18 protein-coding genes are annotated in these 21,366 nt (G+C 65.2%); 7 read left to right on the forward strand and 11 right to left on the reverse strand.

From position 1 onward, the window contains the following. Positions 1 to 64: 64 nt before the first annotated feature. From ACGLHT_RS24935 to ACGLHT_RS24945, 3 genes are all read right to left on the reverse strand, one after another. The gene (locus ACGLHT_RS24935) at positions 65 to 4,573 is read right to left on the reverse strand and encodes an NEL-type E3 ubiquitin ligase domain-containing protein (RefSeq protein ID WP_137163431.1); all 4,509 of its coding nucleotides are present in this window, start codon (positions 4,571 to 4,573) and stop codon (positions 65 to 67) included. Positions 4,574 to 4,651: 78 nt separating this feature from the next. Further along, on the reverse strand, positions 4,652 to 5,674 hold the full coding sequence (locus ACGLHT_RS24940; protein ID WP_024086600.1) for an AraC family transcriptional regulator: 1,023 nt from the start codon (positions 5,672 to 5,674) through the stop codon (positions 4,652 to 4,654). Positions 5,675 to 5,731: 57 nt separating this feature from the next. Continuing rightward, entirely contained in the window at positions 5,732 to 6,595 is an 864-nt protein-coding gene (locus ACGLHT_RS24945) for a LysR substrate-binding domain-containing protein (protein WP_137163430.1), read from the reverse strand. A gap of 112 nt (positions 6,596 to 6,707) precedes the next feature. Between ACGLHT_RS24945 and ACGLHT_RS24950 the strand changes: the two genes are divergently transcribed. Together ACGLHT_RS24950 and phnX are read left to right on the forward strand one after the other, a co-directional pair. Continuing rightward, positions 6,708 to 7,814 (forward strand): 2-aminoethylphosphonate--pyruvate transaminase, encoded by a 1,107-nt coding sequence (locus tag ACGLHT_RS24950; protein WP_274079641.1) that lies wholly within the window; start codon positions 6,708 to 6,710, stop codon positions 7,812 to 7,814. Between the two features lie 33 nt (positions 7,815 to 7,847). Continuing rightward, complete coding sequence (phnX, locus tag ACGLHT_RS24955) at positions 7,848 to 8,675, forward strand: phosphonoacetaldehyde hydrolase (protein ID WP_025338370.1); 828 nt, start codon at positions 7,848 to 7,850, stop codon at positions 8,673 to 8,675. Positions 8,676 to 8,883: 208 nt separating this feature from the next. On the opposite strand, the gene ACGLHT_RS24960 is transcribed toward phnX, so the two are convergent. After that, the gene (locus ACGLHT_RS24960) at positions 8,884 to 9,948 is read right to left on the reverse strand and encodes an AI-2E family transporter (protein ID WP_013971823.1); all 1,065 of its coding nucleotides are present in this window, start codon (positions 9,946 to 9,948) and stop codon (positions 8,884 to 8,886) included. Between the two features lie 133 nt (positions 9,949 to 10,081). On the opposite strand from ACGLHT_RS24960, the gene yegQ reads away from it, so the two are divergent. Beyond that, the gene (gene yegQ, locus ACGLHT_RS24965; RefSeq protein ID WP_274079642.1) at positions 10,082 to 11,401 is read left to right on the forward strand and encodes a tRNA 5-hydroxyuridine modification protein YegQ; all 1,320 of its coding nucleotides are present in this window, start codon (positions 10,082 to 10,084) and stop codon (positions 11,399 to 11,401) included. A 9-nt stretch (positions 11,402 to 11,410) separates the two neighbouring features. On the opposite strand, the gene ACGLHT_RS24970 is transcribed toward yegQ, so the two are convergent. Beyond that, positions 11,411 to 12,061 carry a hypothetical protein gene (locus ACGLHT_RS24970; RefSeq protein ID WP_274121021.1) on the reverse strand — a complete coding sequence of 217 codons (651 nt, stop codon included), beginning with the start codon at positions 12,059 to 12,061 and terminating at the stop codon, positions 11,411 to 11,413. 266 nt (positions 12,062 to 12,327) lie between these two features. Between ACGLHT_RS24970 and ACGLHT_RS24975 the strand changes: the two genes are divergently transcribed. The 3 genes from ACGLHT_RS24975 (at position 12,328) to ACGLHT_RS24985 (ending at position 14,270) form a co-directional block, all read left to right on the forward strand. After that, on the forward strand, positions 12,328 to 12,759 hold the full coding sequence (locus ACGLHT_RS24975; RefSeq protein ID WP_137163426.1) for a DUF411 domain-containing protein: 432 nt from the start codon (positions 12,328 to 12,330) through the stop codon (positions 12,757 to 12,759). Then, positions 12,759 to 13,196, forward strand: a complete 438-nt coding sequence (locus ACGLHT_RS24980; protein ID WP_274121022.1) for a YqaA family protein — start codon at positions 12,759 to 12,761, stop codon at positions 13,194 to 13,196. Before ACGLHT_RS24975 ends, ACGLHT_RS24980 begins: the two co-directional genes overlap by 1 nt. Before the next feature lie 75 nt (positions 13,197 to 13,271). Then, positions 13,272 to 14,270 (forward strand): alpha/beta fold hydrolase, encoded by a 999-nt coding sequence (locus tag ACGLHT_RS24985; protein ID WP_137163425.1) that lies wholly within the window; start codon positions 13,272 to 13,274, stop codon positions 14,268 to 14,270. A gap of 130 nt (positions 14,271 to 14,400) precedes the next feature. Here the strand turns inward: ACGLHT_RS24985 and ACGLHT_RS24990 are convergent, their stop codons facing one another. The 6 genes from ACGLHT_RS24990 to ACGLHT_RS25015 form a co-directional block, all read right to left on the reverse strand. Next, complete coding sequence (locus ACGLHT_RS24990; protein WP_013971816.1) at positions 14,401 to 14,982, reverse strand: DinB family protein; 582 nt, start codon at positions 14,980 to 14,982, stop codon at positions 14,401 to 14,403. A gap of 14 nt (positions 14,983 to 14,996) precedes the next feature. After that, a complete protein-coding gene (zapE, locus tag ACGLHT_RS24995; RefSeq protein ID WP_137163424.1) occupies positions 14,997 to 16,103 on the reverse strand; it encodes a cell division protein ZapE in 1,107 nt (368 codons plus the stop codon). Between the two features lie 151 nt (positions 16,104 to 16,254). Then, positions 16,255 to 17,406 (reverse strand): PQQ-dependent sugar dehydrogenase, encoded by a 1,152-nt coding sequence (locus tag ACGLHT_RS25000; RefSeq protein ID WP_137163423.1) that lies wholly within the window; start codon positions 17,404 to 17,406, stop codon positions 16,255 to 16,257. A 23-nt stretch (positions 17,407 to 17,429) separates the two neighbouring features. Beyond that, positions 17,430 to 17,747, reverse strand: coding sequence for a hypothetical protein (locus ACGLHT_RS25005; protein WP_274121023.1), 318 nt, complete (start codon positions 17,745 to 17,747; stop codon positions 17,430 to 17,432). A gap of 185 nt (positions 17,748 to 17,932) precedes the next feature. Further along, positions 17,933 to 18,898, reverse strand: a complete 966-nt coding sequence (gene speB, locus ACGLHT_RS25010) for an agmatinase (RefSeq protein WP_013971812.1) — start codon at positions 18,896 to 18,898, stop codon at positions 17,933 to 17,935. Between the two features lie 25 nt (positions 18,899 to 18,923). Continuing rightward, complete coding sequence (locus ACGLHT_RS25015; protein ID WP_085619387.1) at positions 18,924 to 20,003, reverse strand: extracellular solute-binding protein; 1,080 nt, start codon at positions 20,001 to 20,003, stop codon at positions 18,924 to 18,926. A 102-nt stretch (positions 20,004 to 20,105) separates the two neighbouring features. Between ACGLHT_RS25015 and ACGLHT_RS25020 the strand changes: the two genes are divergently transcribed. Further along, a complete protein-coding gene (locus ACGLHT_RS25020; RefSeq protein WP_137163421.1) occupies positions 20,106 to 20,996 on the forward strand; it encodes a LysR family transcriptional regulator in 891 nt (296 codons plus the stop codon). The last annotated feature ends 370 nt before the right edge of the window (positions 20,997 to 21,366 follow it).

A 21,366-nucleotide genomic window follows, 5' to 3' on the forward strand; every position in this document is an offset into this window, starting at 1 on the left:
TGCGCAGAGGGAACCCCTGCGGTAGAAGCAGGGCGGCACACTGCGTGCCGCCCTTGAAGCGCCGTCACTTTGCCTCTGGCACCATGAACGCTTCGTGCGTAAGGCGCTGGGCAAGTCTGGCCAGGGCCTGCTCGCGTTCATCGCGCAGGGCGTCGCCCAGTTTCCGGTACTCGTCACTGGTCAAGGCCTCCCTTTGCTCGTACAGAGTTTCCATCCGCAGGGAGAATTGCGCTTCCAGGGTTTCGAAGTCGTCCGGATGCTCTGCTCGCAGTACCGGCAACCAGAAATCACGCTCGCTGATGAACACGATCCGTTGCTCACCCGCCTCCACCTCCAGCACTTCCTTGAAGGCCTCCTCCAGTTGCAGCGGCGACACGTTGGCCAGCCTGCCAAACTGCATATGACGAGGTTGGCCCAACAGGTCCAGGCGCTGGGCCAAGCCGCTGAGGTAGGCAAGATTGACCTCCACCTCCTCTTCATCATGATTTCCCCGGCTCCAGCGTCCATCCTGGTAGCGGGCGTCCATTTCGCGCCGGGCGATTTTCTCTACCCAGTGCACGCGAAACAGCCGCTTGGCCAACTGCAGGCGTGCCGAGCGGGTCGAGATCGGGTCACCGCCGCGGGTGGCCTGCTCGACATGCATGCGCACCTCGAGGCGGCTGAACACGATGGCAACGCTGTCCACACAGGTGATGGGCTCCGCTGCCAGGTCAAACAGCGCCATGCGCGTGGCGGTATCGGCATGGGCGACATCCAGCATTGCCCATACCCTGAATCCGAGTTCGGCCGGCGCCTTGCTGAATTCGGCCGTGCTCGTCAGTTGTCTAAGCAGCTCGAAGAAAGCCAGGCTGCCGGGCTCGGCATTCAGCGCATCCCATTTTCCTTGCTGCTCCTGCCGCGCTGCTGGGTCCAAGGTCTGCAACCATTGTTCCCGGGCCGGGGCGTTCCGTTGCGGGCGGGGCGTGTCCAGCAGGCGTTCGACGGAATAAAGGCGATCAAGATCCTGCACTGACAGCGCATTGCCCTCCAGGTGCATGGCACGGCGCAACTGCAACGGGGCCTGAAACAAGGCTGCCGGCAACTCGGCTATCTGGTTGTTGCGAAGGTCGGCGAAGACCAACAGGCCACACCACTCCAGGCCCCGGGGCAGCGCCGTCATCTGCACCCGGTTCAAACGCAGGATCCGCAGGCTGGGCAACCGCTCGAACTGTAGCCTGATGTCGCCGAGCGGGTTGTCACTCAGGTCCAGCGAACGCAAGAGCGCCAGGCCGGTCAGCACATTGGCCTGCGGCTCCGAGACACGAATACGGTTGCGCGGCATCAGCAACTGGCGCAAGGCGGTCAACCGCTCCAGCCCCGCAGGTAGCGCGCGCAGGGCATTGTCACTCATGTCCAGGCACAGCAGATCGGGGAAGCAGGCGAGGAACCCCGACGGGATGGCATCCAGACCGAGCGCCGACAGGGTCAATTCCGAAACGTGCGAGAAGTCCGTCCCGACCGGCAACACGGGCAGGCTGCCCACCGGTACGCCGACGATGCTCAGGCTGAGCATTGCATCGTTGCCGATAGCCCCGGCGGCGCGGTCGCTGCGCATCTGCCAGGCACGCCGCAACGAATCTGCGACGCGTCGGCGTGCACGGCTGGCGCTGCCCGCTACCTCTTCAACCCAGGCCAGCAAGCTGTCATCCAGGCGGCGGTATTCCTGCTCGACGCGCAGCAGGTTCTCGAACAGGCCCCCGCGCATGTCCAACAGGCTCTGGACATAGCGATCGACGCCGGCATCCCCGATACCGGGATACAACGCGCGCACCCGCTGCCGCACCACGCGCTCCGGCGAGCCGATGCACGACTGGCAGCCGCCTAATGGATAGCCCGCTCGGCCATCGGCCAAACGCTGCATGGGCGATGCCATGGGCCTTGCCTCCCGCCAACCGAGCAGGCGCAGCAGGGCCTGCCGGTCACCGGGTAGCCAGGCCTGCATCTGCTCGCGGATTCTGGTCGGCGCATCGGCGCCATTCCAACCCTGTCGCACCCGGTATTCCACGGGCAGGCAAGCGGCCAGCACCTCGAACAGCCCCTCGGGGGCGGCGACCTCGCGCTCATCCGGCAAGCCTCTGTCGTTGTAGAGCTGGAAGTGCCCCTCCCGCCTGACCAGCACCACGGCCTGCTCAAGGTCGGTCTCGGCGAACAGCCGCTCCATCGCTGCCCCGGCATACGGGTCACGGCGCAATACCAGGTTGAACCCGGCAGCGCCGGGGCCATGCCGACGCAGCAGGGCAAAGACCAGCGCCACCACTTCCGGCCGATAACTGCCCTGCAGGTACAACGCTTCGCGCATGCGGGTCAGGCGCGCCAGCTGCAGGGCCACCCGCGCCTGTTCAGCCAACGCCAGCGGCAGGCGAGACTCTGCCTGCATGCGCAAGCGCACAGCCTCGGTGGCCTGCTCGAGCACATCGAGGGCATAGGCGTCTGGCAGCGTCGGGAAGTCGCGCTGGATCAAGCCCAGCAGCGGGTCGTCGGCCAGATAAAGCCTGGAGAAATGCTCGAGCATCGCCTCACGCAACTCGCTTGCCGCGTCACGGATCGACAGCACCTGTTCTTCGACGGTTTCACCCTGCAGTTGCAACCGTTCGATGCACCATTGCCACAGCTCGGTAGCGGTATCAGCCTCCCCCGCTTCCAGCCGGCTGAAAAAGGCCTGCGCGCGTGCGTCCACGGCAAAGCGCTGCAAGGTATCGCGCAGCTGCACCGGCAACCCGCGCCGTTCCACCAGCAGGCCACGCAAGTAGGCCTCGTCGACATCCGCGACCTTCAGCACCTGTTCCACCCGCACGGCGTCCATCGCGGTCGCCGCCGGCCAAAGCCGCCCGAGCAACAGTGCGGCGCCCTGCCATTCCAGTGGCCGCTCGTAAGCCAGCCGCCAGCCACGCGCAGAGCAACGTTCCAGCACCGGCCCGAACGCCGTGTCACCTTCGGCATGCAGCAAGCGCCAAGCGCCATTGGCGGTTTGCCTTACCCGATACAAGGCACCATTCGACCGCCACCAATGGCGCTCACCCTCGGCGAGCAAGCCGTTGTCGAGCTCCGTCAGCTGAACGGGTGGAGTAGTGTCCTGGTAAGGCGCCAGCTCATTGCGCCACAGCCGTTGCCGGCCATCTTCGGTGATGACCGGCTCCAGGGTTTCGACGAATGCGCTGCGGGCCAGGTGGGCACCGACAACCACCGCACCGGTGGTTGCCACGCTGAAGGCCACCTGAAGCATATGCATCAAGGCCTCATGCTGATGGCCCAACTGCCAGTCGCGCACGCCCTCGAAAGTTTCGGTCAACAGTTGCCTGGCCAGGTCCGCCACCAGCAAAGCCCCGATGACCGGCACGAACAAGCCCGCCAGGTTGAGCAAGACCAGGCCAGCGCCTTTGAGCTCGTCCAGGCGCTGCTCCGCAGCCGCGTCATCGGCCTGGGCGGTGGGCACCGCAAGGAAACGTGCATCGGCTTTGATTCGCTGCATGTGCCAGGCGGCCATCGACGCAAAACCGTCCCCCGCTTCCAACACCCTGCGGGGTTCCAGGTCAGGTTGTGCATCCTGCAAGCGGGTGGCCAGGGCCTGCTCGCAAGTGGCGCGATCATTCAAGGCAATGCGCCGCACAAATGCCTGTCGATAGGCCTGGTTGCCCATCGCCGTGGCCAGGACGCGGTTCGCCTCATCCCAATTGGTGAACGCGCGCAGGGGTTGCGCCTGATCGTCAGGGGTATACAGGATCACTCTTTTCAAGCGCCCAGGCACCCCGAAGGGAAACGTGGACTGGTGGCGGGGCTGCTCGATCAACTCAACGGCCAGCGCGCCATCCACCCGGCAGCCAAGGACCTGCAGTGCACCGATCTCCAGCTGCACCGGCCCCTTGATCACGGCGGGTTCAACCTTGCACGCGATACGCAGCACCAGCAGGTCTTCCGGATCCAGCTGCTGCTTGATGGCCGCAATCTCGACCGCCACGGCCAGTTCCAGGCGCCGGTCGGTAGTCAGGGCTTTTTCAAAGTCAGGGGTCAATACCTGCGCCAAGTGCCGCTGGTAGGCGCTGCCGACATCCACCTGGCGGCACAGGCTGACAATCCGCTCGATGTCTTCGCTCACCACCTGCTCGTCCTGATGGGCCCCCGGAAGGGTCAAGGCGGTGCCGAGGAAGAAGGACTCGCTGGCCTTGAAGTTCTGCAACAGCTTTTGCAAGGCCGGCATGCGCACGAAGTACGGTTGATAATCAGGGATCAAGCCGGTTCTCACATCCAGCCGTGCGCGTGTTTCGCGCCACACCAGTTTGTCCAGGTCGACCTGCAGCTTCAGCTGGCTGTCCTGGCGCAAGGCAGGCTCGAACAGTTGCTTGGCAAAACGGTCCAGAGGCTGCAGGCGGTCGGCGAACCCTGCCATCTGCCGCTGGCTCGCCAGATAGGCGTTGAAACGCAATTGCAGCCTGGCAAGCTGCTTGGGCTTGGCCGCCTTCAGCCAGGCCGGCAAGCTTTGCGCGATGAAATCTTCGGCGGGGTGAAGCAACTTGGGGTGCAAGGCAGGTTGAGACATCGTCGATTTCCTGGTCAGTGATCGACTTGTCACGATGCTTGTCAGCGGCGCCAGCCGGCAGCGGGAAGGCGTGGTTCCCTAGCCGCCACTGCCGCGCTTGAGGATCAGCGCACGGTAATGCCCAGGGTTGCAGCCGAACCACTTGCGAAATGCCTTGTAGAACGAACTGCTGTCGGCAAAGCCCAGGCGCTCGGCGATTTCGCCCATGGCCGCGTCTTCCTGGCTCAGCCAGGCAATTGCAAGCTCACGACGCACGCTGTCCTTCAACCCTTGGTAGTTCTGCCCCTCTTCGGCCAACCGCCGGCGCAGGGTAGAAGGCGACAGGCACAACTGGCGCGCCAGGCTGTCGCCATCGGGCCACTGCCCCGGGTCCAGGCGCAGCAGGTCGGTGCGAATGCGCCGCCCGAGGCTGGCCGGGTCACGGTACTTGACCAGGATGTTGCCCGGCGCCTCGGCCAGAAAGCGCTGCAGTTCTTCTTCGCTGCGCCGCAGCGGCAGCTCGAGGCATTCGGCAGCGATGATCATGCGCGTGCGCGGGCGCTCGAACTGCAGGTTTTCCGAAAACATCACCCGGTAGTCATCGCAGAACGGCGGCTCGGCACAGCGCAGATCGATGGCCAGGATCGGGATACGCCGCCCGGCCAACCAGCAGGTCACACCGTGCACGATCATCCAGAAGGTGAAATAGGTGAAAGCGCGGCGCGGTGTGTCACGCGGTTCGTTGATGACGATTTCGGCCAGGCCTTGCTGGCGCACCAGGCTTGGCTGCAGGTCTTCAAGCATCAGTGACAGGAACGCCAGCGCGGTTTCCAGGCCGGCGCCCAGGGTTGGCTGGCCCATGCTGGCACGGCACATGAACGCCAGGCTGCCGCTGCGCAGACCGCGCGGGTCCATGGCGAAGAACTCATCGTTGCAGCGCCGCGCCAGCAGACGCCAGAGCCGGGCATAGGACTCGGCACTGACCCGTGCCGCTGGCAGGTGCAGCTGTTCGACGGCGATACCCGCCCGGGCCAGCAAGCCGGTATCGGGCTCGCCGGCGGGGCATGTCTGCAACAGCGCTTCGCGCACCAGCTGCATGGAAATGGTGTCTTTCTCGCTCATCGACGGTCCTGTCGGCTCAATGCCGGCCATCTTAGGCCGCCCCGTTGAAAACAGCCATCACAGCCCCGCCGCCAGGCCGAGGAACGCCTGGATCAGGCGCAGCTCACGGCGGCGCTCCAGGCAGCCGATCAGGTGCTGGTTGACCAGGCCGTCACCGGCCAGCGGGCGTGCCACTACCCGCGGGTCATTGGCGACTTCGGTGGACGACACCACGCCAATGCCCAGCTCCGAGGCCACCGCTTCGGTCACCGCCTCGCGGCTGTCCAGCTCCAGCAGCACCCGAGGTTGCACGGCGGCCTTGCTGCAGGCCTTGTCGAAGGTGCGCCGGGTGGTGGAGCTGGGTTCGCGCAACACCATGATCTGCTGGTGCAGCTCAGCCAGCGGCAAATCACCCTCGCCGCTGGCCCAGGCATGCCCCGCCGGTAGCAAGGCGCACAACCGCGACTCGCACAGGTTTTGCAAATGCAGGCCTTTGCGCGGCTCGATCTCGGTCAGCACGGCCACGTCGGCATGTTCGCTGAGCAATGCCGCCAGGGTTTCCTGGGCATTGCCCAGGCGCAGGTTGACGGTAATGCCCGGGTAGCGCTCGCGCAGCAGCGCCAGCATCGGCATGACCCGGTGCGGGCCATCGGCCGCCACCTCCAGGCGCCCGGTCAGCAATTGCCGGTTGGCCTCGAGCATGGCCTGCGCCTCTTCGGCCAGGCCGAACATGCCGCGGGTGATGGCCGCCAGGCGGGTGCCCTCTTCGGTCAACTCCACCCGCCGCGCAGTACGCCGCAGCAAGGTGATCTGGTAGTGCTCCTCCAGCGCCTTCACGTGCCCGGTCACCGCCGGCTGGCTGATGAACAGGCGGGCGGCGGCACGGGTAAAGCTGCCCTCACGGGCCACGGCATCGAAGGCACGCAACTGGAACAGGTTCATATTTATCAGCCTGACTTATAGCTCGGATAACAACAAACAATTTGATTGATGACAGCGCCAATTGCAACCTAGGCCCCGTAGTTTCAGCCCACCGCTTGTGAGGAATAACGGAATGAGCAACGCCCCGATTCTGCTGACCCCCGGTCCCCTGACCACATCAATCCGCACCCGCCAAGCCATGCTGGTGGACTGGGGCTCCTGGGACCGCGACTTCAACCAACTGACTGCCAGTGTCTGCGAGCAACTGCTGGCCATCATCGACGGCAGCGCCAGCCACCACTGCGTACCCCTGCAAGGCAGCGGCACCTTTGCCGTGGAAGCGGCCATCGGCACCCTGGTGCCGCGTGACGGCAAGGTCCTGGTGCTGATCAATGGCGCCTATGGCCAGCGCCTGGCGAAGATCTGCAAAGTGCTGGGCCGTGCCTACAGCACCTTCGAAACCGCCGAAGACCAGCCGACCACCGCCGCCGACGTCGACCGCCTGCTGGCCGCCGACCCAACCATCACCCACGTCGCGCTGATCCACTGCGAAACCAGCACCGGCATCCTCAACCCGCTGCCCGAGATCGCCCGGGTGATCAAAGGCCACGGCAAGCGACTGATCATCGACGCCATGAGCTCGTTCGGCGCACTGCCGATCGATGCCCGCGCCATCCCCTTCGAGGCGCTGATCGCCGCCTCCGGCAAATGCCTGGAAGGGGTACCTGGCATGGGCTTCGTGTTCGCCGAGAAAACCGCCCTGGCCGCTGCCGAAGGCAACGCCCACTCGCTGGCCATGGACCTGCACGACCAGCACACCTACATGGCCAAGACCGGCCAGTGGCGCTTCACCCCGCCGACCCACGTGGTCGCTGCCCTGCACGAAGCGCTGCAGCAATACAACGAGGAAGGTGGCCTGCCAGCGCGCCACCAGCGCTACGCCGACAACTGCAAGACCTTGCTCGACGGCATGGCCGCCATCGGCCTGCGCAGCTTCCTGCCTGCCGAGATCCAGGCGCCGATCATCGTCACCTTCCACGCACCGAACGATCCCCGCTACCAGTTCAAGGACTTCTACGAGCGGGTCAAGGCCAAGGGTTTCATCCTCTACCCGGGCAAGCTGACCCAGGTGGAAACCTTCCGTGTCGGCTGCATCGGCGTGGTCGGAGCGGACGGCATGCAGGCCGCCGTGAATGCCGTGGCCGAGGTGCTGCGGGAAATGGAAGTGCTGGACATCTGACCCTTTGCCCACCAATTTCAGGAACAAGCGCACATGAACTACAGCAACCCTACCCAGCTGCAAGCCGCCATCCTCGACTGGGCCGGCACCGTGGTCGACTTCGGCTCCTTCGCCCCGACCCAGATCTTTGTCGAAGCCTTTGCCGAATTCGATGTGCAGGTGTCCATCGAAGAAGCCCGCGGCCCGATGGGCATGGGCAAGTGGGACCACATCCGTACCCTGTGCGATGTGCCGGAAATTGCCGAGCGCTACCGCAAGGTGTTCGGCCGTACCCCGACCGACGATGATGTCACCGCCATCTACAACCGCTTCATGCCGCTGCAGATCGAGAAGATCGCCGTGCACTCGGCGCTGATCCCCGGCGCCCTGGACACTCTCACCGGGCTGCGCCAGGACGGCCTGAAGATCGGCTCTTGCTCGGGCTACCCGAAGGTGGTGATGGACAAGGTGGTGGAGCTGGCCGCGCAGAACGGCTACGTGGCCGACCATGTGGTGGCTACCGACGAAACCCCGAACGGCCGCCCATGGCCGGCCCAGGCCCTGGCCAACGTGATCGCGCTGGGTATCGACGATGTGGCGGCGTGCGTGAAGGTCGACGATACCGTGCCGGGCATTCTCGAAGGCCGCCGTGCCGGCATGTGGACCGTGGCCCTGGTGTGCTCGGGCAATGCCCTGGGGCTGACCTGGGAAGGCTACCGCGCGCTGAGCGCCGAGAAGCTGGAAAGCGAGCGCCAGCGCATCCACGCCCTGTTCGCCGGTTCCCGCCCGCACTACCTGATCGACACCATCAACGAACTGCCCGAAGTGATCGCCGACATCAACCGGCGCCTGGCCAAGGGTGAGATGCCGCAGGCATCCTGAACGTTTGCGTGATACCTGAACGTTTGCGCGATACCTGAACGTTTGCGCGATAGATGTAGGAGCGGCCTTGTGTCGCGATCGGGCTGCGCAGCAGCCCCAGGGTTTCTGCGTCAATGCGAAATTTGCTGGGGCTGCTGCGCAGCCCGATCGCGACACAAGGCCGCTCCTACAAGGATCGCCGTATCGGCAGGCCTTTCTCGAACAAGTGCTACTCCGGCAACTGCACCCGGGGTTTGGTTGCCGCGAAGATCGCCCAACTCGACACGAACAGCGCCGCGATCAATGGCCCGATCACGAAGCCATTGAGCCCGAACACCGCCAGCCCGCCCAGCGTCGACACCAGAATCAGGTAGTCCGGCATGCGCGTGTCCTTGCCCACCAGGATCGGCCGCAACAAGTTGTCCACCAGGCCGATCACCAGCACGCCGAACGCGGTCAGGATCACCCCCGACAAAATCGCACCGGTCAGCAGGAAGTACGCCGCTACCGGCGCCCACACGATCCCCGCCCCTACCGCCGGCAACAGCGACAGAAACGCCATCAATACCGCCCACACCAGCGCACTCGGGATATCCAGCACCCAGAAGATGAAACCGCCCAGCGCCCCCTGGGTAATGGCCACCAGCACGTTGCCTTTTACCGTCGCCCGCACTACACGGTTGAACTTCAGCTGCAAACGGCGCTTCTGGTGTTCGGGCAGCGGCACTGCCAGACGCACCTGGCGGGCGACCTCCGCGCCTTCGCGCAGGAAGAAGAACAACAGGTACATCATGATGCCGAAGCTGATCACGAACTCGAACGTGCCCTGCCCAAAGTTGAACGCCTGGCTGGCCAGCACCTGGCTGCCCTGGGTGGCCCACTTGCTGATCTTGTCGCGTAGCCCGTCGAGGTTGCCCATGCCCATGCTGTCCAGGCCCTGCTGGGCAAACGCCGGAAGCATGTCCTTGCCGCGCTCGACATAACCGGCAATATCCAGCTCCCCGTGCTCGATGCGCTGGTACAGGGCGGCTCCCTCCTGCACCAGCAGCGCGCTGGTGATGATCACCGGCAGGATCGCCACCAGCAGGCACACCAGCAAGGTGGCCGCCGCAGCCAGATTGCGCCTTCGGCCGAAACGCAGCAGCAGGTGGCGCTGCAGCGGGGCGAACAGGATGCCGAGTATCACCGCCCAGAAGATCGCACCGTAGTACGGCAGCAGGATCCAGATGAAGGCAATGGTCACCAGCGCCAGCAGTACTGCCAGGGCTTTGTTCTGCAGGGCGGTCTGGTTCATCGCGGGTCCTCGCATGGCTTATGCGTTATTAGTGCGCCGCACCTTGGCAAAAGTGCCGCCATTCCCTTGATGCAAATCAATACGGGCCGTATCTGCCAGCCCTAGCATCCGCGCCTTTTGCTCCGGTGCGCACATGACCACTATCGCCAAGCCCGAACTGCTGGCCCCCGCCGGCACCCTCAAGACCATGCGCTACGCCTTCGCCTATGGCGCCGACGCGGTCTACGCCGGCCAGCCACGCTACAGCTTGCGGGTGCGCAACAACGAGTTCGACCATGCCAACCTGGCCCTGGGCATCCAGGAGGCGCATGCCCTGGGCAAGCGCTTCTACGTGGTGGTCAATATTGCCCCGCACAATGCCAAGCTCAAGACCTTCCTCAAGGACCTGGCGCCGGTGATCGAGATGGCACCGGACGCGCTGATCATGTCCGACCCAGGCCTGATCATGCTGGTACGCCAGCACTTCCCGCAGATGCCGGTGCACCTGTCGGTGCAGGCCAACACGGTCAACTGGGCCAGCGTGCAGTTCTGGCAGCAACTGGGCCTGAGCCGGGTGATCCTGTCGCGCGAGCTGTCGCTCGAAGAGATCGAGGAAATCCGCCAGCAGGTGCCGGAAATGGAGCTGGAGGTGTTCGTCCACGGTGCCCTGTGCATGGCCTACTCCGGCCGTTGCCTGCTGTCGGGCTACCTCAACAAGCGCGATGCCAACCAGGGCAGCTGCACCAACGCTTGCCGCTGGAAGTACGACGCCACCCCGGCCACCGAAAACGCCACTGGCGACATCGTGCGCGAAGTGCAGCCGACGCTGGGCCTGGGTGCACCGACCGAGCAGGTATTCCTGCTGCAGGAAAGCAACCGCCCCGGCACCGAAATGCCGGCGTTCGAAGACGAGCACGGCACCTACATCATGAATGCCAAGGACCTGCGCGCCATCCAGCATGTCGGGCGCCTGGCCGCCATGGGCGTGCACTCGCTGAAGATCGAAGGCCGCACCAAGTCGCACTTCTACTGCGCCCGCGCCGTGCAGTCGTACCGCCAGGCGATCGACGACGCGGTGGCCGGGCGGCCATTCGACCGCTCCCTGATGGACAACCTCGAATCCCTGGCCCAGCGCGGTTACACCGAAGGCTTCCTGCGCCGCCACGTGCACGACGAGTACCAGAACTACCAGCGCGGCAACTCGGTGTCCGAGCGCCAGCAGTTCGTTGGCGAGCTGACCGGGGTGCGCGTCGACGGCCTGGCCGAGGTCAAGGTGAAGAACCGCTTCGCCGTGGGCGACCATCTGGAGCTGATGACCCCTCGCGGCAACTACCACTTCGATCTCGAGCACATGAGCAATGGCCAGCAGCAGCCGCTGCAGGTCGCCCCTGGCGATGGCCACACCATCTACCTTCCTGTTCCCGAGCAGGTGCCATTGGCATACGGCCTGCTGATGCGTGACCTGCCAGCTTGAGCGAGGTGGCTAGAGTTCAATCCTGGTAATGGCGCCAAGGCGCCGATCGCCCAATTCCTTACGAATCTGCTGACGAAAAGCGGCGAAACGTTCCAGGTCAAAACGGTAAACAGTGCCGGTGTTCCACACGACGATGTCACGCTGGGCCTCGCTCCAGAATCCGAAGTCGCGCATCTCCACCGTGCCATTGAAGCGAAACGAGTAGACCGCCAGATGGATCTGGCCCTCCTCGTCCTTCTGGCAGGGTGTTATCAGAAACGATGAGGCGACGTCGTTCTGCCAACCAGACTGCAGGAACTTGCTGGCGTGAGCACTGATGCGCAGTTCCTGCATGGACGCGCGCGCCAGTCGGGCCAACAGCATCGGTGTGCTGCCTGTGCCGATGGGCTCGAGCCTGGTATCGAAATCGTCATGGTCCCTGATGACCTGGGGCGGCAACTCCAGGGCGGCCGTCCTTACGCAGCCATGTTTCTCCAGGCGATTGCGGAAGCGGTCGAACCAGCTTTTCCATAGCTCGTCCCGGTCGAGGAAGCGGCTTGCGAACTCATCGGCATGGTCCAGCAACGTTTGCACGTCCTGGCGTTCCTCTTCGGACAGGTTTGGTCCGATGCCGATCAGATTGGTCTTGGAGTACAACAGGCAGTCCAGTGGTAGGGTCATGATCCAGCAGGCTCTCAGATAGGTGTGCCGCACGTTAGCCAGCGTGATGACAGGCCGGCATCCGGAACTACTACCTGGCATGTAGACTGGCTGCCTGACAACGCTGGCGAACGGCAACAGGCCGCGCTGCGCCTGAAGGCCGCTTACGCTATGCTGCTGGCCAACCGCTGGATATCGGACCGCCCCTGGGGCCGTAACGACACCGGGCGCGAGCAAGGCACTGGCTCGGTCGCTGGTATCCGCCCACGTTTTTGAAGGAGTGCTTCATGAAGCTGCGTAAACACCTGCTGCCCCTGGGCCTGCTGGCCATCACCGGCCTGGCCCAGGCTGCCGAGACCATCGACGTCTACCGCGACCCCAACTGTGGCTGCTGCAAGGCCTGGATCAGCCACCTGCGCGACAACGGCTTCACCGTCAACGACCATGTCGAGCCGAACATGAGCGAGGTGAAGCAACGCCTGGGCGTGGCGCCACGCCTGGCGTCGTGCCATACCGGGGTGATCGACGGCAAGTTCGTCGAAGGCCACGTGCCGGCCGAGCAGGTGCGCCTGCTGACCAAGCGCAACGACCTCAAGGGCCTGGCCGTGCCGGGCATGCCCATGGGCTCGCCCGGCATGGAAATGGGTGACCACAAGGATGCCTACCAGGTCATCGGCGTGACCCATGACGGCAAGGACACCGTGGTCGCCAACTACTGATGCTCAGCCTGTGGGCGCTGTTCCTCAGCGCCTTCGGCGCCGCCACCCTGCTACCGCTGCAATCGGAGGCCGTGCTGGTCGGCCTTTTGCTGCGCCAGCCCGAGGCCTGGGCCACCCTGCTGCTGGTGGCGACCCTGGGCAATGTGCTGGGCTCGGTGGTCAACTGGGTGCTGGGCCGGGCCATCGAGCACCTGCGTGACAAGCGCTGGTTCCCGTTCAGCCCTGCCCAGCTGGAACGCGCGCAACAGCGCTACCAGCGCTGGGGGCAATGGTCGCTGCTGCTCAGCTGGATGCCGGTGATCGGCGACCCGCTGACGCTGATCGCCGGCATCATGCGTGAGCCGTTCTGGCGCTTCCTGCTGCTGGTGACCCTGGCCAAGGCCGGCCGCTATGGGGTGCTGGCGATGATTACCCTGGGCTGGTTTAACGCCTGGTAACACCTTTCACGTTCCGCGTGGTCCACTGGCTGCTACAGTCGCCCCTTCCTACATGGCCCTACACGGAGTGCCCCCATGCTGCGCGCAACCGCCCTGGCCCTGGCCTGCCTCGCCGGCAGTTCGGCCATCGCCGCCGAATCGCCCACCTATGGCCCCCAGCTGGAGGGCTTCAGCTACCCGCATCCGCTCAAGCATTTCGACTTCAAGTCCCAGGGCCAGGCCCTGCAGATGGGCTACATGGACGTGCCCGCCCAGGGCCAGGCCAACGGCCACAGCGTGGTGCTGATGCACGGCAAGAACTTCTGCGCCGCCACCTGGGAAACCACCATCGATGCCCTGAGCAAGGCTGGCTACCGGGTCATCGCCCCCGACCAGGTCGGCTTCTGCAGCTCCAGCAAGCCGGCGCATTACCAGTACAGTTTCCAGCAGCTGGCGAGCAACACCCATGCCCTGCTCGAACAGCTGGGCGTGAAGCAAAGCATCGTGCTCGGCCACTCCACCGGCGGCATGCTCGCCACCCGCTATGCGCTGATGTACCCGCAGCAGGTGGAGCGCCTGGCGATGGTCAACCCCATCGGGCTGGAAGACTGGAAAGCCCTGGGCGTGCCCTACCGCACGGTGGACCAGTGGTATGCGCGCGAGCTCAAGCTGGATGCCGAAGGCGTGCGCGAGTATGAGCGCAAGACCTACTACGCCGGGCGCTGGAAGCCGGAGTACGAGCGCTGGGTGCAGATGCTGGTGGGCCTGAACAAGGGGCCGGGGCATGAAGCGGTGGCGTGGAACTCGGCGCTGATCTACGACATGATCTTCACCCAGCCGGTGTACCACGAGTTCAAGGACCTGCAGATGCCCACCCTGCTGCTGATCGGTGACCAGGACACCACAGCCATCGGCAGTGATATCGCGCCGCCGGAGGTGAAAGCGAAGTTGGGCAAGTATGCAGTGCTGGGGCCGCAGGTGACCAAGCTGATTCCCAAGGGTGAGCTGATTACCTTTGAAGGCATGGGGCATGCGCCGCAGATCGAGGAGCCGGTGCGGTTCAACCGTACGCTGGTGCAGTGGCTGGGCAAGTGAGCCAATAGTCGAGGGGCCGCTTTGCGGCCCTTCGCGGGCTCGCCCGCTCCCACAGGTAGTGCACAGCTGCCAAAACCTGTGCAGCACCTGTGGGAGCGGGCGAGCCCGCGAAGGGCTGCAAAGCAGCCCCCTACACTTTCCAGACCTGCTCCTCGGTCCAGCCCAGCTCGGCAAAGTCCGCCGCACGTAACCCCGCCTCTTCCTCGCAGAAAAACTCATCCAGCTGTGGCGGCCTCACTGCCGTGTCACTGAGCATCGCATGCACCTGCCCACGGTGATGCACCTGGTGCTCGAACAGGTGCGCCAGCAGCCGCAGCCGTTGCTCGCGCTGTACCCGCTCAGGGCGCACGATGCTCACATAGCGCCCCAGCTCACCATCGCGCAGGCCCCGGCAATAGGCGATCAGCCGGTGATCGGCCTGGGCCTGTTCGGCATGCAGGTCGGTGCAGGTGGCAAACGGCTGTTCGGGGTCGAAGAAGCGCTCGCCGTCGGCGTCGGGCTGCTCGCCACGCTGCTCGCACTCGAGCATGTGCAGGTAGAACCAGTCCACCGTCAGCAGGTGGTTGAGGGTGGCCTTGATCGACGGGAAAAAGCTGCAGCGCGGGGCGACGAATTCGTCCTGGGTCAGTTGCAGGCAGGCCTTGTACAGACGGTGGTTGGCCCAGCCATTGTTGTAGGCCTGGGTCAGCAGATGATGCGACAGCGGCTCCATGGTTCGGCTCCTTTTCAGGCGAAGCGTTGCAGTTGCATCTCCCGTAGCCGGCTCAGGGTCCGTTGGTACGGGAACGCCAGATACCCTTGAGTGTAGAGGGCATCCAGCGGCACCTGTGCCTCCAGGTACAACGCCACCCGGCGGTCGTAGCATTCGTCGACCAGGGCAATGAAGCGGCGCACTGCGTCGTCCTTGGGCGACAGCGCCGGCAGCTCGCGGTCGCCCGCCACCACCCGCGCCGCAGCATCCTCGGTGCCCCGGGCAATGCGCCCGGCCCGCTGTTCACCCCCCAGCGCCGGAATGCCCGACACCAGGATGGCCGGGAACCGGTCGCACAGGGCCATGAACTCCATGGCCGCCAGCGGCTGTTCGCACAGGTCGGTGAAGCGGCACCAGATGGCCTGCGCGCTGCGCCGCACCACCTGCACCTGCCGGGAGCCGATCGCCAAGGGCTGATCGTGGCCTGCGTCGCCGGGGCTGAGCTGGCGGAACACCTCGCCCAGCTGGCTGGCCTGCCCCGCTTGCGCCACCCAGTAACGCTGGCGCTCGGCGCCGGGGTGCAGGCGGTGGTCCTGCTCGCCGGCTACCGGCAGTACCTGCATGTGCCGCTGGATGGCGGCGATGGCCGGCAGGAAGCGCTCGCGGTTGAAGCCGTCGCGGTAGAGCTGCTCGGGTGGCTGGTTGGAGGTGGCGACAATCACCACGCCATGGTCGAACAGCACCTTGAACAGGCGGCCGAGGATGATCGCGTCACCGATGTCGTTGACGAACAGCTCGTCGAAGCACAGCACGCGTATCTGCCCTGCCAGCTCCCCGCCCAGCGCCAGCAGCGGGTCGGCGGTGCCGTTGAGCTGGAACAGGCGCTGGTGGACCCAGGCCATGAAGTGATGGAAGTGCTGGCGCCGGCTGGATACCCGCAGGCAGTGGTGGAACTGGTCCATCAGCCAGGTCTTGCCGCGGCCGACCGGGCCCCAGAGGTAGATACCCTGGGTGGGGCGGCCCTGTTCGACGGCCTGGAAACAGGCCTGCAAGGCCTCGACGGCGCGGGCCTGGGCGGGGTCGGCGACATAGCCCTGGGTGGTCAGGGCCTGCTGGTAAAGGGAATGGGGATCGATAGCCATGCGGCATTCTACACATACCTTGTGGGAGCGGCCTTGTGTCGCGAAAGGGCCGCGCAGCGGCCCCAGCAATATTCGTCGTGACGCGAAAATCCTGGGGCCGCTCTGCGGCCCTTTCGCGACACAAGGCCGCTCCCACAAGTACTGTACTGCGTCAGGTGCCGTCGCCCAGGCCTACCTTGAGCAACGCGCCGTCCTTGTCATCGGTCAGCACATACAGGTAGCCATCCGGCCCCACCCGCACATCGCGGATACGCGCCTTCAGCTCACCCAGCAAACGCTCTTCATGCACCACCTTGTCGCCATCCAGTTGCAGGCGGATCAGCTCCTGGGTAGCCAGCGCGCCAATGAACAGGTTGTGATCCCAGGCCTTGAACCTAGAGCTGTCGTAGAAGGCCATGCCGCTGATACCCGGCGACTTCTCCCATACATGGTGCGGGTCGACCATGCCCTGCACATGCTTGCCCTTGGCCTCAGGAATCGGCAGCAGCGAGTAGTTGATACCGTGGGTCGCAATCGGCCAGCCATAGTTCTTGCCGGGCTCGGGAATGTTGATCTCGTCGCCGCCGCGCGGGCCGTGCTCGTGGGTCCACAGCTTGCCGGTCCAGGGGTTGAGTGCGGCGCCTTGCTGGTTGCGGTGGCCGAACGACCAGATCTCCGGCCGTACGTTGTCCTTGCCGACGAAGGGGTTGTCCCTGGGTACTTCGCCGTCCGGCAAGATACGCACGATCTTGCCTTGCAGCTTGTCCAGGTCCTGGGCGGTCGGGCGCTGGTTGTTCTCGCCGAGGGCGATGAACAGGTAGCCGTCGCGGTCGAACACCAGGCGCGAGCCGAAGTGGTTGCCCTCCGACAGCTTGGGCTGCTGGCGGAAGATGACGTTGAAGTTTTCCAGCCGGGCGCGGTCGTGGGACAACTGGCCACGGCCGACCGCCGTACCGGCCTTGCCGTCACTGCCCTCTTCGGCGTAGGACAGGTAGACGGTGCGGTCCTTGGCGAACTCCGGCGACAACACCACATCCAGCAGGCCGCCCTGGCCCTCGGCCCAGACCTTGGGCACACCGCTGATCGGCGGGCCGACCTTGCCTTCGGCATTGACCACCCGCAAGTTGCCGGCGCGCTCGGTAACCAGCATGTCCTTGCCGCCCGGCAGGAACGCCAGGGCCCAAGGGTTGCGCAGGCCATCGGCCAGGGTGCTGACGGTCAAGGTGCCTTCTTCACTGCGAAACTGCTGTTCGGCCGCCGCCTGCGCCAGCAGGGGCAGGAGTGCGGCGGCGGTCAGGGTGACAAGCCAGGGTGCTCGAAGCATGCAGGATTCCTTTCGTAGGGCGCTCATGGCGCGCGCGGGTTGCCGCGGGGTGGTCGGGTGGGCTCCAAGTTCGGGGTTTGCTGCTGGAGGCGCAGGTTGTCGCCATTGCCGATGCTGCGGTTGTCCAGGGTGGGCGTGCGCTGGTACGGGTCGGTAGACGGGCCGCGCACGGGAGGCGTGGCCGGCATGCTGCCCTGGCGGCTGTTGGGGTTGGCGCGCTGGATCGGGCTGTTGTAGGGGTTGTTGTTGCCGGCGGCGAGTTGCAAGGGCGGCTCGGGGGCCGCTTGCGCGGGCAGGCACAGCACCAGGCCGAGGGCCAGGATGGGCAAGGTCGGGGTCATGCTTCACCTCCTGTACGAAAATGCCGCGCCTGGTGGGTTTGATAGCCTAAGGCGCGAAGGGTTCGCGGCAAAAGTGTGAATGCGGGTGGAGATGATTCCTGATGTTTCAGTATGGGCCCTGGGGGCTGCTACGCAGCCCTTTCGCGACACAAGGCCGCTCCCACAAAGACCCTACGGACGCCAAATTACTGGCCCTTGTCCACCTTGTGCCGCGCCGCATACAGACACAGCATTTCCATCGCCAGGGTCGCCCCGGCCAGTGCGGTGATATCGGCATGGTCATAGGCTGGCGCCACCTCCACCAGGTCCATGCCCACCAGGTTGATACCGCGCAGCCCGCCGAGGATCTCCAGCGCCTGCACCGTGCTCAGCCCGCCGCACACAGGCGTGCCGGTACCGGGCGCATAGGCCGGATCGAGGCAGTCGATATCGAAGGTCAGGTACACCGGCCGCTCGCCCACCCGCTGGCGAATCGCCGCGATCACCGCCTCGGTGCCCTGCCGGTGCACCTGGCGGGCGTCGAGGATGGCAAAGCCCTGGCTGTCATCATTGGTGGTGCGCAGGCCGATCTGCACCGAGCTGGCCGGGTCCACCAGGCCTTCGCGGGCGGCATGCCAGAACATGGTGCCGTGGTCGATGCGTTTGCCCTCCTCGTCCGGCCAGGTGTCGCTGTGCGCATCGAAGTGGATCAGCGCCAGCGGGCCATGGCGGCGGGCATGGGCCTTGAGCAGCGGGTAGCTGATGAAGTGGTCGCCACCCAGGGTGAGCATGGCGCAGCCTGCTTCCAGAATATGCGTGGCATGGGCCTCGATGCTGTCCGGTACCGACTGTGGGGTGCCGCTGTCGAAGGCGCAATCGCCATAGTCGATCACCGCCAGGTGGTCGAACGGGTCGAACGCCCACGGCCAGTGCCGGGCCCAGGCCTGCTGCACCGAAGCGGCGCGGATCGCCCGCGGGCCGAAGCGCGCACCGGGGCGGTTGCTGGTGGCAGTATCGAACGGCACACCACTGACCACCACATCGACACCACGCAGGTCGCGGCTGTAGCGGCGGCGAGAGAAACTGGTAATGCCGGCGTAGGTACTTTCCGCAGCGGTGCCATACAGGCTGTCGCGGGTCATGGCCTGGTCGTTGTTTGCGGCTTGCTCCACGGTCGGGCTCCTTTGTCGTTATTGGTTACTGGCGGCTGCGGAACGCGGTCCACAGGCGGTTGCGCTGGCGCAGGTCGGCCAGGGCCATGCTGCGGTCGGCATACAGGCGCTGGCGCACCGCGGCCGACGGGTAGATATCCGGGTCGTTGCGCACCGCTTCGTCCACCAGCGGCGTGGCCGCCTGGTTGGCGTTGGCGAAGAACAGCGTGTTGGTCAGCGCGGCCACCGACTCGGGCTTGAGCATGAAGGCGATGAACGCCCGCGCGGCCTCGGGGTGCGGGGCGTCCTTGGGAATGACCAGGTTGTCCTGCCATACCAGCGTGCCTTCGCGGGGGATGCGGTAGATCAGCTCGAACGGCTTGCCAGCGCGGCGCGCCTGGTCGGCGGCCATCGCCGCATCGCCGTTGTAGGTCAGCGCCAGGCACACGCTGCCGTTGGCCAGGTCGCTGATCTGCCGGCCATTGGCGACGTAGCTGATCGACGGCTGCAGCTGGCTCAGCAGGCTCTGCGTGGCGGCCAGGTCGTCCTTGTCCTGGCTGTAAGGGTCCTTGCCCAGGTAGTTCAGGGCCACGCCGATCACCTCCTGGGGCGAGTCGGGCATGGCGATGCCGCAGTCCTTCAGCCGGCTGGCGTACTCGGGTTTGAACAGCAGGTCGAGGCTGTCCAGCGGCACATCCCCCAGGCGTTGGCGCACCGCCTCCACATTCACCCCCAGGCCCAGGGTGCCCCAGGTGTAGGGCACGGCATGGCGGTTGCCGGGGTCGGCCTCGGCGAGCTTGGCCAGCAGGTCCTTGTCGAGGTTGGCGTAGCCGGGCATGGCCTGGGGGTCGAGCGGCTGCAGGGCGTTGGCCTTGAGCGCCCGGGCCAGCACGGCCGACGACGGCACCACCACGTCATAGCCGCTGCCACCGGTCAGCAGCTTGGTTTCCAGCACTTCGGTGGTGTCGAAGGTGTCGTAGCGCACCTTGTAGCCGGTTTCCTGCTCGAAGCGCTGGAGGGTTTGCGGGGCGACATAGTCGGCCCAGCTGTAGAGGTTGACGACCTTTTCTTCAGCCTGCAGCGGCAAGGCCAGGACCAGGGACAGCAGGCACAACGATCGACGCATGGCGGACACCTCGGCAAATGGGTGGATGCCGCGAGCATGCCAGCCGGGTTACATTGCAGGAATGGCAAGTTTGCAAAGCTGACATTCATCAGAGGCAATGTAATGCTCGGACAAGTGCACGACCCCGACCTGCACCTGCTGCGGCTGTTCGTCACTGTAGTCGAGGCCGGTGGCTTCAGCGCCGCGCAAGGCGTGCTGGGCCTGAGCCAGCCCACCATCAGCCAGCGCATGGCGCAGCTGGAAGCGCGGCTGGGCTACCGCCTGTGCAGCCGCGGCAAGGGTGGTTTTCACCTGACGGAAAAAGGCGCGTTGTTGCTGGACGCCGCCCGAGGGTTATTGCTGAACATCGAACAGTTTCGCCAGCAGGCCAATGGCGTTGCCGGGCGGCTGCTGGGGACCGTGCGCATAGGCATGGCGGAGAACCAGGACAAGGCGGTGAGCCTGAAGCTGGCGGCGGCCATTGCGGCGTTTCGCAGGCGCGAGGAAGCGGTGCAGCTGGAGCTGATCAGTGCGCCACCGGCAGAGCTGGAGCGCTTGTTGCTGGAGCAGCGGCTGGATTACGCCATCAGCTACTTTTCCGGCAACCAGGCAGCCTTCGATTACCAGCCGCTGTTCGAGGAGCGGCAACGGCTGTATTGCGGCAAGGGCCATGAGCTGTTCGGTGAGGCTGGCGTTGGGCGGGAGCGGTTACTGGCGATGGACCAGGTGCGCCATCCGTACCGGTTTCTCAAGGGCGGTGAGCCGTTCCAGAGCCAGCGCAGCATGGCGGTTGCGGAACAGATCGAGAGCGTGCTGACGTTCATTCTGTCGGGGCGGCATATTGGCTATCTGCCATGCCATTGCGCGCAAGCCTGGGAGGCTGAGGGGTTGTTGTGGGCGCTGGACCCGGGGTTGGACTTCGTGGTGCCGTTTACCCTGGCCAGGCACCGGGCGCAGGTGGTTGGCGAGGCACAGCAGGCGTTTGCGCAGGATTTGCTGGCGGCGTTTGTCTGACCGGGCCTCTTCGCGGGTAAACCCGCTCCCACAGGGACCGCGACTTCCTCAGGCATGTGCGGTCTCTGTGGGAGCGGCCTTGTGTCGCGAAAGGGCCGCAAAGCGGCCCCGGCAATATGTGCTGCGAAGCTGAAGTCCTGGGGGCGCTTCGCACCCCTTTCGCGACACAAGGCCGCTCCCACAGAACCGCGCAGGGTCAGTAAGCCATGCTCCAGGTCAGCACCGGGCGGCGAGGCGCAGCAGGCGTTTGCGCAGGATTTGCTGGCGGCGTTTGTCTGACCGGGCCTCTTCGCGGGCAAACCCGCTCCCACAGGGACCGCGACTTCCTCAGGCATGTGCGGTCTCTGTAGGAGCGGCCTTGTGTCGCGAA

This window comes from Pseudomonas sp. PsB (assembly GCF_043658375.1).
In the GTDB taxonomy this organism is placed as follows: Bacteria; Pseudomonadota; Gammaproteobacteria; order Pseudomonadales; family Pseudomonadaceae; genus Aquipseudomonas; species Aquipseudomonas putida_Z.

Coding starts and splice junctions, on each gene's coding strand:
- ACGLHT_RS24935 (WP_137163431.1), bottom strand. CDS start 4,573: ATGTCTCAACCTGCCTTGCACCCCAAGTTGCTTCACCCCGCCGAAGAT.
- ACGLHT_RS24940 (WP_024086600.1), bottom strand. CDS start 5,674: ATGAGCGAGAAAGACACCATTTCCATGCAGCTGGTGCGCGAAGCGCTG.
- ACGLHT_RS24945 (WP_137163430.1), bottom strand. CDS start 6,595: ATGAACCTGTTCCAGTTGCGTGCCTTCGATGCCGTGGCCCGTGAGGGC.
- ACGLHT_RS24950 (WP_274079641.1), top strand. CDS start 6,708: ATGAGCAACGCCCCGATTCTGCTGACCCCCGGTCCCCTGACCACATCA.
- phnX (WP_025338370.1), top strand. CDS start 7,848: ATGAACTACAGCAACCCTACCCAGCTGCAAGCCGCCATCCTCGACTGG.
- ACGLHT_RS24960 (WP_013971823.1), bottom strand. CDS start 9,948: ATGAACCAGACCGCCCTGCAGAACAAAGCCCTGGCAGTACTGCTGGCG.
- yegQ (WP_274079642.1), top strand. CDS start 10,082: ATGACCACTATCGCCAAGCCCGAACTGCTGGCCCCCGCCGGCACCCTC.
- ACGLHT_RS24970 (WP_274121021.1), bottom strand. CDS start 12,061: ATGACCCTACCACTGGACTGCCTGTTGTACTCCAAGACCAATCTGATC.
- ACGLHT_RS24975 (WP_137163426.1), top strand. CDS start 12,328: ATGAAGCTGCGTAAACACCTGCTGCCCCTGGGCCTGCTGGCCATCACC.
- ACGLHT_RS24980 (WP_274121022.1), top strand. CDS start 12,759: ATGCTCAGCCTGTGGGCGCTGTTCCTCAGCGCCTTCGGCGCCGCCACC.
- ACGLHT_RS24985 (WP_137163425.1), top strand. CDS start 13,272: ATGCTGCGCGCAACCGCCCTGGCCCTGGCCTGCCTCGCCGGCAGTTCG.
- ACGLHT_RS24990 (WP_013971816.1), bottom strand. CDS start 14,982: ATGGAGCCGCTGTCGCATCATCTGCTGACCCAGGCCTACAACAATGGC.
- zapE (WP_137163424.1), bottom strand. CDS start 16,103: ATGGCTATCGATCCCCATTCCCTTTACCAGCAGGCCCTGACCACCCAG.
- ACGLHT_RS25000 (WP_137163423.1), bottom strand. CDS start 17,406: ATGCTTCGAGCACCCTGGCTTGTCACCCTGACCGCCGCCGCACTCCTG.
- ACGLHT_RS25005 (WP_274121023.1), bottom strand. CDS start 17,747: ATGACCCCGACCTTGCCCATCCTGGCCCTCGGCCTGGTGCTGTGCCTG.
- ACGLHT_RS25015 (WP_085619387.1), bottom strand. CDS start 20,003: ATGCGTCGATCGTTGTGCCTGCTGTCCCTGGTCCTGGCCTTGCCGCTG.
- ACGLHT_RS25020 (WP_137163421.1), top strand. CDS start 20,106: ATGCTCGGACAAGTGCACGACCCCGACCTGCACCTGCTGCGGCTGTTC.